This is a genomic window from Pseudobacteroides sp. (assembly GCF_036567765.1).
In the GTDB taxonomy this organism is placed as follows: Bacteria; Bacillota; Clostridia; order Acetivibrionales; family DSM-2933; genus Pseudobacteroides.
Window position 1 is genome coordinate 1 of the sequence record NZ_DATCTU010000069.1, and the last position, 11,676, is coordinate 11,676.

Annotated in this window: 11 protein-coding genes and 1 pseudogene; 3 read left to right on the plus strand and 9 right to left on the minus strand. The window is 33.8% G+C overall.

What is annotated here, in order from left to right; genetic code table 11:
* Nucleotides 1–200: 200 nt before the first annotated feature.
* The 4 genes from VIO64_RS10055 to VIO64_RS10070 all read right to left on the minus strand — a co-directional run bounded on the left by VIO64_RS10055 (nucleotide 201) and on the right by VIO64_RS10070 (nucleotide 2,560).
* Nucleotides 201–326 carry an S-layer homology domain-containing protein gene (locus tag VIO64_RS10055; RefSeq protein ID WP_331917716.1) on the minus strand — a complete coding sequence of 42 codons (126 nt, stop codon included), beginning with the start codon at nucleotides 324–326 and terminating at the stop codon, nucleotides 201–203.
* Between the two features lie 35 nt (nucleotides 327–361).
* Nucleotides 362–526 carry a hypothetical protein gene (locus VIO64_RS10060; RefSeq protein WP_331917718.1) on the minus strand — a complete coding sequence of 55 codons (165 nt, stop codon included), beginning with the start codon at nucleotides 524–526 and terminating at the stop codon, nucleotides 362–364.
* Nucleotides 527–617: 91 nt separating this feature from the next.
* Complete coding sequence (locus VIO64_RS10065; RefSeq protein WP_331917720.1) at nucleotides 618–980, minus strand: hypothetical protein; 363 nt, start codon at nucleotides 978–980, stop codon at nucleotides 618–620.
* 68 nt (nucleotides 981–1,048) lie between these two features.
* Nucleotides 1,049–2,560, minus strand: a complete 1,512-nt coding sequence (locus VIO64_RS10070) for a multicopper oxidase domain-containing protein (RefSeq protein ID WP_331917722.1) — start codon at nucleotides 2,558–2,560, stop codon at nucleotides 1,049–1,051.
* 436 nt (nucleotides 2,561–2,996) lie between these two features.
* Between VIO64_RS10070 and VIO64_RS10075 the strand changes: the two genes are divergently transcribed.
* Nucleotides 2,997–3,914 carry a peptidylprolyl isomerase gene (locus VIO64_RS10075; protein ID WP_331917724.1) on the plus strand — a complete coding sequence of 306 codons (918 nt, stop codon included), beginning with the start codon at nucleotides 2,997–2,999 and terminating at the stop codon, nucleotides 3,912–3,914.
* A 66-nt stretch (nucleotides 3,915–3,980) separates the two neighbouring features.
* Here VIO64_RS10075 and VIO64_RS10080 read toward each other — a convergent pair whose 3' ends face one another.
* The 3 genes from VIO64_RS10080 to VIO64_RS10090 form a co-directional block, all read right to left on the minus strand.
* On the minus strand, nucleotides 3,981–6,380 hold the full coding sequence (locus VIO64_RS10080; protein ID WP_331917726.1) for a bifunctional diguanylate cyclase/phosphodiesterase: 2,400 nt from the start codon (nucleotides 6,378–6,380) through the stop codon (nucleotides 3,981–3,983).
* A gap of 174 nt (nucleotides 6,381–6,554) precedes the next feature.
* Nucleotides 6,555–7,364 (minus strand): aminotransferase class IV, encoded by an 810-nt coding sequence (locus VIO64_RS10085; protein ID WP_331917728.1) that lies wholly within the window; start codon nucleotides 7,362–7,364, stop codon nucleotides 6,555–6,557.
* 195 nt (nucleotides 7,365–7,559) lie between these two features.
* Entirely contained in the window at nucleotides 7,560–8,864 is a 1,305-nt protein-coding gene (locus tag VIO64_RS10090; protein ID WP_331917730.1) for a hypothetical protein, read from the minus strand.
* Nucleotides 8,865–9,184: 320 nt separating this feature from the next.
* Here VIO64_RS10090 and VIO64_RS10095 point away from each other — a divergent pair, with 320 nt between their 5' ends.
* Complete coding sequence (locus tag VIO64_RS10095; protein WP_331917732.1) at nucleotides 9,185–10,492, plus strand: sensor histidine kinase; 1,308 nt, start codon at nucleotides 9,185–9,187, stop codon at nucleotides 10,490–10,492.
* Here VIO64_RS10095 and VIO64_RS10100 read toward each other — a convergent pair whose 3' ends face one another.
* Together VIO64_RS10100 and VIO64_RS10105 are read right to left on the minus strand one after the other, a co-directional pair.
* The gene (locus VIO64_RS10100; protein WP_331917734.1) at nucleotides 10,493–10,621 is read right to left on the minus strand and encodes an AgrD family cyclic lactone autoinducer peptide; all 129 of its coding nucleotides are present in this window, start codon (nucleotides 10,619–10,621) and stop codon (nucleotides 10,493–10,495) included.
* A 4-nt stretch (nucleotides 10,622–10,625) separates the two neighbouring features.
* The gene (locus tag VIO64_RS10105) at nucleotides 10,626–11,222 is read right to left on the minus strand and encodes an accessory gene regulator ArgB-like protein (protein ID WP_331917736.1); all 597 of its coding nucleotides are present in this window, start codon (nucleotides 11,220–11,222) and stop codon (nucleotides 10,626–10,628) included.
* A 244-nt stretch (nucleotides 11,223–11,466) separates the two neighbouring features.
* On the opposite strand from VIO64_RS10105, the pseudogene VIO64_RS10110 reads away from it, so the two are divergent.
* Nucleotides 11,467–11,676, plus strand: a pseudogene (locus tag VIO64_RS10110) (glycoside hydrolase); the annotation flags it as partial.

The following is an 11,676-nucleotide window of genomic DNA, read 5'->3' on the forward strand; positions in this document are numbered from 1 at the left end:
GGTACAATACCACATTAGTATAATTGTGGAAATTATAGCTGGAAATTTTAATAAAATTTTAACTGATCTGTGGGGGTGAAAAAGAAAATTCAACTCTCAAAAGTCAGATAAATAAAGCCCTCGGAGTTTCCGAGAGCATACAAATCATAGAAAGGGGGTGTTGCAAAACTAAATTAGTTTTGCAACACCCCCACTTTTATTTATTTCAAACATTTTGCTATTATTGTAAACACTTCTGCTCTTGAAACATCCTTATCAGGCCTGAATTTATTATCTTCGTAACCCTTTATAATATTCCTGGAAACCGCCTTTGATATGCTTCCCATTGCCTAGTCCGGAACCGCATTGGAATCACTGAATGTTAAATAGTAGAAATGGATGTTTTTATTTCTTTGTCACCATTTTGGGATGGATATTGGAAAATATTTATGACTTTCGACTTTGATGCAAATAATGTTGTGCCGCAAAGGCTGAAGATTAAAAAGACCGCAAGAAAAAGACTTAAAGATTTGATTTTTTTATTCATTTTTCTCCCCCAAAAAAAATATCTTATTATTTTATAATTATCTTTCATTACATAACACATAGCACCATAATAACAAATAGGTAAAATCTTTTTATGATACTTCAGCCTTATTTGACAATAGAGTATCAATAATCAGTATTACTTTCGAACCAGCTTTTATTATATTGCTTCTGTTATAAAACATAACTACTCCATTGTTTATAGTCTTGCTGTGTTTTGTTCTTATTGTGCCGAATTTTACAAAGTTAGTGGGGTAAAACTTTTCTTTAGTAGTTTCATCCAAAAGATAGACATTATAATATTTCCCCAGCTTATCTGGCCTTGATAGCCAGTATCTGACGTCAATAAGACTTCCATCGCCGCTTAATCTTGCACTTATTATTGAGATTCTTTCTTTTCTTAGTTTTAAGGTTAATAAATACCATGTTTTATATATCCAGTATTTGATTTTCATAGAATATCACCTTTTTTGCAATCCTAATCATTGCTGACAAAATCAATTGGATTATCATTATCGCAGTACTAATCATCATTTTCTTCATTATCATTATCATAATTATATCCATTATCATAATCATCATCATATTCATCGCGACTGCAGGGCTGCGGTTCATCTGTTTGGATAAATGTCAACTGGCCGCCGGGATATATGCTCGCATTGGAATTGATAATAGTATTTGTGACTTTATAATCATCATGATTGTGCATAGGATAAAACTGAGGAAAGAACCTATCCGCACCTTGTGTTCCGTTGCATATATCAACGTAATTTACTGTCGTAGGATTTGGACATTTTACCGGTTCAACTGGAATATCTGCAATCACTGCTGGGTCAACAGCTTGAAGTGCTTTCATCTGTGAACAGAGGGAAGGGAAGCAATCCTGTCCGTTAACTATATAATTCCTGTAAATCGGTCGTTTGTCATCAGCAGTCAAAATAAGATCGTAGGTTTCACCGGATGCCACATCCACTGTAAATCCCATTGCCTGCACTTCATGAGTATCCAGCTCAAGTTCATCAGCAATCTTTAGAAAAGGACTGGGGTGGGCATCTTTACCGACAATAGTAAAATGCCAGCCATGAATATGCCATGGAACAGGCTGATATCCTAGATTGATCATCCTTAAAAGGAATTTTTGACCTGTTTTGACATGAACATAAGATTCATAGTTTATCTGTGCAAGATCCGGGTCACTACCTTGTGACGGTGTCTGGGGATGCGGTAGTAGAGTATCTGGAAAGGCCCTACCGTTAACAAGCCAAAAATCGGGCTTATAATTTGCTGCTTTAAATGGTATTCCACGTCTTACAGAATCATGCCACACTGAATCAATATCTGATAACAGCATGATATATTCCTTATCGAAAAATGTTTTTACATCATTGTAGGCAAAGTTTCTATTTGTGGCAGTGTTAGGTATATGATGAAGTTTTGTGCCATAATACCACCATCTACCCTTATCATCCTGGAATATTCCGGCTCTACCAAGACTTTCTTTAGTCGGGTAGATTATTAACGCACCATACATACCCATTTGAACGTGCTCAGATGCTTCAACATGGCAATGATACATTAATGTACCGGGACTCTCAGGCAAAAAGTAGTAGGTAGCTGTTGGCGGAGGTGCATTGAAATCCATCCACATAGGTACACCAAAAGAGCCTTCCGGGAAACCGTCTAACTGTGTTGCAACATGTGCTCCATGCATATGCACAGTATGAGGGTCCATAAGGCCTGCAACAGGCATTCCAAGGTTGATGAGAGTGATATACAATTGATCTTCTACTTCTGCCCAAATAATCGGCGAAGGAAGGGATGCAGTACTGATCATGGCCTTCATTTTAGGCCAATTTTCAGATTTTTTCCAGTCGAGATTGGGATTTATAATTTTATCGTCTACTTTAAAAAGCCCTCCTACAAAGCCCATAATATATATTTCCTGGAGTGTATCATTTGGGGCACAAGGATCACTTGTTGAGGGAAGCTTTGTAAAGCCGTCTGTGGCAAGTAAAACATAATGTCTGACAGACATAATTCCATCTCCCTTAATTTACATACATACTATTCTTTGCTACTACACCTATATCAATATATGTATACATAATCAAATTAGTTACCATAAAATAATTATTGTCTACTGCACAAAGATCAAGAATAACACATAATTTTTCAAAACCTGTATTTTCGTTTTATTATTTACTTTTGTTTTTTCTTATGTTCCTACAACTTCTCAACCCTCAGTACATATGGGATCACAAATCTTTTGTTGCTCTAAGTTAGCTCTTTTTTCTTTGTTTGTATTTTTCATAGCCCAAGGATTTAAGGTCAGGTGCAGTGCAATTGGAAGATTAATATATAAAATTTTGTAATAATCTAGTAATAAAACATGTCTTTACAAGTCGAATACTGATAGTATAAAATGAATCTATATGATTTTTGCCTCAGATAAAGCAAGGGGGAATACACAAATGACAGGATGGTCAAAAAATGCACTTAAGATAAGAATGTTGTTTTTAGCAATGGGTTTTATTTTAGGAGCAGGTTCATTTTTTCTAATTAGTAGCCTAAATGCACCAAAGGAGAAAGTAGTTGCCGTAGTTGATGGAACAAAAATAAAAGAGTCTGAGATAAATGATATAATGAGAAACAAATCTGGTGCATATACTCTTGAAAAACATATTGATAACCTGGTAATAGAAAATGCCGCAAAAAGCTATGGAATTTCTGTAACTACCGAAGAAGTAGATAAGGAACTGAAAAGAAAAATCACTATGGAATACAATTCCGAAAGTGCATTCTTAGAAAGTCTTTCTCTTTTAAAAAAGACCTATGAAGATGTAAAAGAAGAATTAAGGCTGTCTATGCTTTTTGATAAAGTTGCTGCAAAGGACATAAAGGTAAGCAGTGAGGAGATTAATAAATACTATAAGGACCATAAGGACAAATTCACTGTACCTGAAAAAAGAAGGGTTAGTGAAATTGTATTAAAAACAGAATCCGAAGCAACTCTGATAAAGGAACAGCTTGTAAATGGTGCTGACTTCAAAGGCCTGGCTTCAGAAAAATCAATTGGTCCAGGCAAGGAAAAAGGCGGCGATAGGGGATTCATTATAAAGGGCTCATTAAACTCCCTTCAACCGGATGTTGAAAAAGTTGTATTCCAGTTGAATCAGGGTGATATAAGCCCGATAATAAAAGCGTCCGATGGATTTCATATAGTAATGGTAAATGAAATTGTTCCTAAGTATGAACCTAGTTTTGAAACAATAAAAGATATTGTTGAACTGAAAGTAAAGCTGGAAAAGTGCAAACCTTTTATAGAAATTCTAAAAGATTTGAGGAAAGCAGGGAAAATTGAAATTATGGACCAAAGGTTCAAAAAATAGATAAATCAGTTTAAATAAGATTAATTTTAAATTCAGTATGGTGTCTGTATACCTGTAAAAAAGTAATTATCCGGGTCTATAGACACCATAATTGCTGTAATCCGAATTTATTGCTCCAAAGGACTTATATCCATTATCTCTCAAAAAGTTGTTTAATTCAGAGTCTTTTATTGGTTTACTTAAAAGAAACCCTTGTACATAATCACAGTTGAACTTCCTGATGCTAAACATCTGATCTCTAGTCTCAACACCCTCAGCTATAACTTCAAGTCCAAGCTTATGTGCCAAAATAATTATTGATTCAAGCAAGGTTTCCTTAAAAATTCCTTTTGAAACATCACTTACAAAGGTTCTGTCTATCTTTAAAGAGTCTATAGGTAAGTTATTGAGATATGACAGGGAGGAATACCCCGTACCGAAATCATCGAGAGAAATCTTTATGCCCATTTTCTTAATCTTTTCAAGATTTTTTTGTGCTTCCTCATATGAGTCTATAAACACACTCTCTGTAATTTCAAATTCAAGCATTTCAGGCAGTATACTATACTGACTTATTATAGATTCTACCAAATCGATAAAATTGTGCTGCATAAGCTGTATTGCAGAAATATTTACCGAAATAATAAAATCGTCAAAAAAGTTGTTCCAAAGATATTCAAGCTTCTCGCAAGCTGACCTTATAACCCATTCACCAATTTCGTTAATAAACCCGCTGTTTTCCGCAATCCTGATAAACTCAACAGGATCAACATTCCCGCCCATATCAGGATTGTTCCATCTAAGCAAAACTTCAAACCCCCGCATCTTGTTTGTCAGGGAGTTAAACTGGGGCTGATAGGCCAAATAGAATTCACCCCTGTCGATTGCCTGTCTTAAGAACCTTTCTATTTTTGAATCCCTCTCTAAAGTTTCTTTCATTTTATTATCGTACATCTGCCACATATTTTTTCCTTTTTCCTTGGAAAAATACATTGCCAAATCAGCACACTTCAATAACTCTTCAACGGTCTCTGCATCACTTGGGTACATTGAGATTCCTATGCTTGCACTTATATATAGCTGATTGTCTTCAAATATGAAGGGCTTACTTAAAACTTCAAGAATTTTATCTGAAAAGTCAGCCATTTCATCAATATCAATCAAATCGGAGTTTATTACCACAAATTCATCTCCACCAATTCTGGCAATAATATAGGAATCCTTAGTTATGGCTTTCAGTCTTTCGGCTACCTCGCTTAAAAGCCTGTCTCCATAGCTGTGTCCGTAGGTATCGTTTATGTTCTTAAAATTGTCCAGGTCAAAGTACATTATTCCAACATTTTTATATCCTTTTGATTTATCCAATAAATGCTCCAAATGGCTTAACAAAAAGCTTCTATTTTTAAGTCCTGTAAGTGTATCGTTATAGGCAAGCCACTTAAGCTTTTGTTCCCTGGATTGTAACTTTTCAAGCATCTGGTTAAACTTTTCTTCAAGACTGTTAAACTCAGAAAAACTGTTAAGTTTAACTTTTTCTCTGGTTTCTCCGCTGGCAAACTTTTGTATATGTTCGTCAAAGACTTTAAACATTCCTGTTATGGTGTTAGCCCTGAATAGTGACATTATAAAGAAAAGCAAAGCAGAAACTATTGCACTGATAATAAAAACCATGTTTGCATTCCTTTTTGCCTCAAAGGCAGCTTTATATGACTGGTACACAAGGACATACCATCCTGTTTTAGTAATTAGTGATGTGCTTACAATTCTCTTCTCATTTTCATAATTAACTATATCAATGAATTTATCAGAAGATACCAGGGTCTTAATTTTATCAAAGCTTGGAACAGTTCCCCTTTGATATAAATCCTTTAAACTGTTTTTGGATATGTAAGTTCCGTTTCCGTCAACTACAACAACATCAAAATCCTTACCATAACTTTCGCTTATTTTATAGGATGTATTACAGAAATTTATTAAGTTCAGATATGTGGTAATTATATTTTTTTCTCCTGCAACAGCCATAATTACTGTAAGCTGACCTGTTTTTTTATTTATAAAAGGTTCAGAAATGAAAGTTTTCTTTGTCTTAGCTTCAATAAAATATTTCTCCTTTGATACGTCTTCTCCGATTGCATCCCTTTCTATAGGAAATACATTCTTTACCTTTCCATCCATTCCTATGTGTCCTATGTTGTCAAACAGATTAAATTGCTTTATAAGGATGGAAACCTGTTTTCCAAATTCATAATTCTTATTTTGCTCTATCTCCAATATTAGGTGTCCCAGAATATTTTGCGGTGCAACAAGTGTCTGATTCAACTGGTTTGATATAGTTGAAGCAATCAAATGATTTTTCTTTGTTATCTCATTTTCCAGGTATCCGTTTATTATATTATTGATAATGAACCCGGTTAAGCACACAGGTATTAGTATTGTAATAATATTGCTGACAATAATATAAATACGAAGGCTCTTTTTAGCAAACATAGGTTAAATTCCTTTGTTATTATGGTTTTATTGGGTTTCAAAAATAAAATTAGATAAATTAGACTAAAATCCTATAAACATTTATTAATAAAATTATTTGATTTTTACTTAGATAAATTAAAGCATTAGTTATATAATAATACATTAATAGAAAAATGTCGATATGAAAACATATTATTCCATTTTCATGCTAGAGTTATATTTCTCAAATACTTTTAATGTCAAGTCACCTTGACTACCCATATTTATAATTTTATTATCAATTCTTCTTACTACTGCAATTCCTGCTACAGAGTTTGTGAGAAAAACTTCTTGAGCGTTATTTACATCCTCGATGGTATAAGCACCTTCTATTACACCCAAATTACTTTCCTTAAATGTTTCAATTACCCAGCTTCTTACTATTCCCGGCAGCAATCCGCATTGGACAGAAGGAGTATGGATTGTACCATCCTTTATAAAAAATATATTGCATTTTGTAGTTTCAGTTATATGGTTGTTGTAATTTAGAAACAGTGAATCATTATATCCATTTTTAGCAGCAGAAATAACTTCCAAATAATTACCGAGGTAATTACCTGTTTTATGGTAATTCAGAAGGGAGTCGGGGTCCTTTTTTGTTTTTGAGAGTGCTAGAGAAAACTCTATTGGATAATCGGTAAATTGGTATGAACTTTCCAAATCATTTATGTAGATAGAAGGGGATAGCTCTTTGTTTTTATTGCCGAAAGAAACAGTTACCCTTACAACCCGGTTGCAAATCCTTTTATTTTCTATATACCTCAAAACAGCAGATTTTAATTCTTCAGCAGTCAGCCCCATATTAAATCCCAATACACTCATGGAGGATATAAGCCTCTCCATATGCCGCTGCAGTAAAAAAACAGAACCGTGAGAATTTACCAAAAAAGTTTCAAACAAGCTAAATCCGTATTTAAATCCTAAATCCTCAGGATCAATCATATTGCCTAATATAAGATCCATATTTTTGTAATTCACTCCCGATTATAAAGTATATCGACAATTTCTACAAAGACCTTTTAAAATAATACCAATAATTTTAATAATAGACAATATAAAATCGAAAAAATGGCCGTTTCACATTTGAAGCGGCCACTTTTGTCATCTCTCCATATATTAAAAATTTAAACATATTACATACTCTTTATCGATATTAACTCAAATGGGGTGCCCCATTGATTTAACTATTTCCGGAGCTTTAGTAGGAGTTGGCATGGGTGTATCTGCAGGTGGAGGTGTGGGTATATGCGTTTGTGTCGATGTAGATGCCGGAGCAGTTGTTTCAACGGATAATATTTTGTATGATTGTACTGCAAATGGTATATACGGATTTATAGAAATCTGGCCTTTTTCAATTATATAACCAGTCACTTCAATTTTCTTTCCAAGCAATGATTCCATATCAGGCAGGAATCTGCTTAATGAGTACGGTCCTATCAAATACCAAATTCCCTCCAGATTACTTTTAGTAACCGTTCCTGAAATCTTCGTAATAACAGGTGTAGGAGTTGCTGTAGGCACTGCCTTCAATACAGTTTCGATATAATCTATACGGTTACTTTCCTGTCCATTTCTGTTTCCCTGTACAGAAATTCTTTCACCTTTTTTCAGAAGTACATTTTTTATGGTTACAATTTTCCACATATTATCGTCGGAGTCTAAATTCCAAGAATGCCCTTCCTTACATGAACCGCCCGTATATAATCCCATTTTGCTCTGTCCGTTATCTTCATCAAGATACCTGATATTGATGTCGTAGAAGCCTGTGTCTCCGCCAAATTTGTAAGCACAGGTTCCTAAAGCGTGTGTTAATTTTATACACTCAATCCCTAAATACTTATCTACAGCATACTGACTTAATGTCATTGCTTCTGCTTCCACCTTGCCAGCAGGGAATACTTTAGGAAGAGTTATAATTGGTTTTTCATAGTCACTTGAAGTAGCATTAAAACGCTTTGCCAAAAGCACTATGTCCGATATGTTTATCGACTTATCCATATTCAAATCGCAGCATTCCTTATATACTGAATCACCATCTACACTATTAAATACTGCTGCTATCTGAACCACATCCGAAAAATTTATAGCTCCATCACTAACTCCATCCTTAGGTATATCGCCAGCCCACATTTCTATAGGACAGCTGGGAAAATTTATACTTGAATCATCCAAATAATCAACAACTATATCTCTTGTAAGGAACCCCGGCTTGCTTATCCTCAGGGTCTGCTTTGTATCACTTTTGGGAGCACTGTATATTTCAAAGCATCCATCCTTGTCTGTAAGAGCACCTATGTTGGTTCCCAATATTTCAACCTTAAAACCGCTTTTTACATTTATGTCACTTCCAGCCTTCACAAAACCTGATACAATACATTTTTCATCTTCATCTGCAAACACATTGATTTGAATAAAGCTAAGCGTAAATAGAACAGCCAGGCACGTTAATATTACTTTCCTCATTTTTACTCCCCCTCCAATATAAATTTATGTTCTGATACCATATTATACATTTATACTTAAATTTAAAATATATACTGATTGTAATTTAATGTACTTTTTTGTCTAAAACTGTATATTAGCTTTATTGCAACAATTACGACAATGAAATTTTATATTTATATAATTTGGGGATGATGATATAATTTAGAAGCGACCAATATTATAATGAATTTTGTAAATTATCATCAACAAAGACCGATATTTAAGAACATTTCACAAATGCTGTTAATGGCATTAATATATATATAAAGATAATTGAAAGGGTCCATAGGGGATATTATATGCAAATAGTAACTATTACTATTATTTTTGAGACACTGGCATTCTTAATAGTATCGCTGTTCTTTAAATACCTAAAAGGGAAGCAGCTGAGTTCCATATACATTTTTACAAGCCTTTTATACGGTTTGTCGTCAACCAGTGCTTCATGGCTTGTTGACTACTTCATACCGGATTTCGCCATGGTTAAACCTCTAATATGCCTGATACTTCAAGTAGTTTTAATAAGCTTTACTGTTAAATTGCCCTACAGTACATCTTTTAAGTATTTGGTTCCATTAGATTTGCTCTTTGGATTGTCCAATGTCATAACGCTTGCAATTTTTGCCCTGCTAAGACTACCGACCAATATGGATGAACTTTCTAAGAATTTGATATATATGGTTTTCGGACAACTTATCAACACTGCATTATCGGTACTAATTGTTTATAGTATATACCGCAACCACAAACATATTAGGACCATCACTGCCAGGTTAAAAAAACAGCCTTTAGGAATTATGCTTTTTACATTTTTGATGTTATCGGCAAACTTGAGCATATACTTCATAATTCTTAAAAAATACAGCATTTCAGTATGGTTTATAATTTCAATAACCTTTATAGTATGTGCGTATTTTATTATTATCCTAATCCTCACAAAAAAGTTTTACTATTACAGTCTCAAAGAGAACGAGTTGGTACAGCAGCAGTTCTATAATAATATATTAAACAATACTCTTCATGTTCTAAGAAGATACAAGCATGATTTCAACAATAACATTTCCGTTATGCACCTTATGCTTCTCAGTAAGAGATATAAAGAGCTTGAGGAATATATGAATGAGGTCACCAAATTCAGCACATCAACTAACACCGATTTAAAAATGCTTGACATACACAATGCTGCATTAAACGGACTGATATCGTCAAAGATAAAATGTGCCGAACAAATGGGTGTACATATAGAACTGCAAATACTCGGCCAAATAACAGATATAAAAAACATAAAAATGATGGACCTGTGTGAAATGCTTGGGATTGTACTGGACAACGCTATAGAAGCCTCAGAGAAGGATGAAACCATAACTATACTTCTTGAGCAGACCGACAGATTCACAAGGTTTAAGGTTATTAACAATTTTGATGGAGATTTTGATTTATTTAATCTTATAAGAAGCGGAAATTACTCATCAAAGGGCGGGGAACACGGCAACGGCCTTAAAATCGTCAAAAGCATAGTAAAAGAATATAAAAATCTGGATTATAATATGACTTATAATCCAGATTTGAAGACAATTGCCACAGAAATTGTTAACACCAATCTCTAACTATTTTTTTAGCAGCTTCTTAGGGCATTTGGGCTGGTAAAAGAACCACATTGCACTAAAACTTGTACTCTTTTCAGATACAAACTTTGTACTGTTTTTAATAACCTTCAAAATACCTTTCTTACTCATAAAATCATTTCCTTTCAACACTAAAACTAGATTTGAACATTTTATAAGAAACTGGGTTCATAAACAGAACTTGGGCAATAATTGTGTATACAATAAAGCCTCTATAAGGTGTGCCGATAAATAGTGAAATAATCATTAGAAAGAGAACCGTTAAAAGCCCGATTGTTTTCAATTTCTTCCTTTGATTTGATGAGATAATCGGCTTTTCTTCAGTATCTGCAGGTGCATACTTCATAATAGAGATTATAACAGCAGGAAGAACTGATAACATTATTATAATTCCTTGATTTCCTGTGGTTTCCAAGCCTGCTGAAATAATAAGAAGGACTGTAAAGAAGTATGAGAGGAAGCAACCCAAGTGACTCTTTGCGTGAACACCGCCTAAAAAATTCCTTAAGATGCCAAAAACAAGTATAACAAAAAAGGAGTATTTGAGGAAACCTATGAAGTACATAAGAGCTATAGTTACAAGCATTTTGGAAGTTTCTGAAATAATTATATGAAATCCGTATTCAATAGTTTCAAATTCGTCATCTTCAATGTCTATATTCTGTGATAGCTTTAATGTCAACCAGTGAGATAGCTTGCACAACTCAAACATAACACACCACCTGTAATCATATTACATGAATTCCGAAAAAAAACTCTTGATATTTTGTAACATTAGTTGTTGTTGTGAGAAAACCCTTAATTTAATTATATATCATAAATAATCATTTTTATATAAATTATATTCACATATGTTTTGTATTTATGACAACACAAAAACGTCAAAAATTATTTTTATTTACGAATTTTATTATTGTACATTTAATTTATATTATTTTAAGGAGGATCAGTTCACTATGAGAATGAAAAAATCAATAGTTTGGGTGCTGATATGCAGTATTATTGCTACATATTTTGTACAAGCCGGTGTAACAGCTAATGCTGCAACACCTGTTGTTCCTTCAGTGGGAGCATATGAATCCGGGGTATACAGGAATCTGTTTGCCGAAATAGGAAAAACCGATGCAGAAATCAAAGCAAAATTGGAAAAAGAGTTTCAATCACTA

Coding starts and splice junctions, on each gene's coding strand:
- VIO64_RS10065 (WP_331917720.1), bottom strand. CDS start 980: ATGAAAATCAAATACTGGATATATAAAACATGGTATTTATTAACCTTA.
- VIO64_RS10080 (WP_331917726.1), bottom strand. CDS start 6,380: ATGTTTGCTAAAAAGAGCCTTCGTATTTATATTATTGTCAGCAATATT.
- VIO64_RS10095 (WP_331917732.1), top strand. CDS start 9,185: ATGCAAATAGTAACTATTACTATTATTTTTGAGACACTGGCATTCTTA.
- VIO64_RS10055 (WP_331917716.1), bottom strand. CDS start 326: ATGGGAAGCATATCAAAGGCGGTTTCCAGGAATATTATAAAGGGTTAC.
- VIO64_RS10090 (WP_331917730.1), bottom strand. CDS start 8,864: ATGAGGAAAGTAATATTAACGTGCCTGGCTGTTCTATTTACGCTTAGC.
- VIO64_RS10085 (WP_331917728.1), bottom strand. CDS start 7,364: ATGGATCTTATATTAGGCAATATGATTGATCCTGAGGATTTAGGATTT.
- VIO64_RS10070 (WP_331917722.1), bottom strand. CDS start 2,560: ATGTCTGTCAGACATTATGTTTTACTTGCCACAGACGGCTTTACAAAG.
- VIO64_RS10100 (WP_331917734.1), bottom strand. CDS start 10,621: ATGAGTAAGAAAGGTATTTTGAAGGTTATTAAAAACAGTACAAAGTTT.
- VIO64_RS10060 (WP_331917718.1), bottom strand. CDS start 526: ATGAATAAAAAAATCAAATCTTTAAGTCTTTTTCTTGCGGTCTTTTTA.
- VIO64_RS10075 (WP_331917724.1), top strand. CDS start 2,997: ATGACAGGATGGTCAAAAAATGCACTTAAGATAAGAATGTTGTTTTTA.
- VIO64_RS10105 (WP_331917736.1), bottom strand. CDS start 11,222: ATGTTTGAGTTGTGCAAGCTATCTCACTGGTTGACATTAAAGCTATCA.